The organism is Salinimicrobium oceani (genome assembly GCF_012037645.1).
In genome coordinates this window covers 1-479 of record NZ_JAAVJR010000519.1, presented here as the reverse complement: position 1 = coordinate 479, position 479 = coordinate 1, and the positions used below count along the sequence as shown (strand labels likewise).

Below are 479 nucleotides of genomic sequence, written 5' to 3'. Positions count from 1 at the left end.
ACGCATTGATGACGTAATCGTAGGGAATGCTATGCCTGAAGCCGAACAGGGGCTCAACGTGGGACGCTTTATCTCCCTCATGGGACTCGACATTAAAGATGTTCCGGGGATGACGGTGAACCGCTATTGCGCATCGGGTCTTGAGACTATTGCAATAGCAACAGCTAAGATCCAAAGCGGAATGGCCAACTGCATCATTGCAGGGGGAGCCGAAAGCATGAGCTATATTCCAATGGGAGGTTATAAACCTGTACCTAATTACGAACTGGCAAAAGCAGGACGGGAAGATTACTACTGGGGAATGGGTCTAACCGCTGAAGCAGTAGCTAAAAAGTACAATGTTTCACGGGAAGCACAGGATGAATTCGCCTTCAATTCTCACCAGAAGGCACTCAAAGCTCAAAAAGAAGATCGTTTTCAGGATCAGATTGTTCCTATAACCATCGACCAAACCTATGTCGATGAGGACGGAAAGAAAA

At 47.0% G+C, this 479-nt stretch carries 1 protein-coding gene; it reads left to right on the top strand.

What is annotated here, in order from left to right; all coding sequences use genetic code 11:
- Positions 1-479, top strand: a 479-nt coding sequence (locus tag HC175_RS18025; protein ID WP_317172353.1) for a thiolase family protein, incomplete at both ends; no start/stop codon positions are given.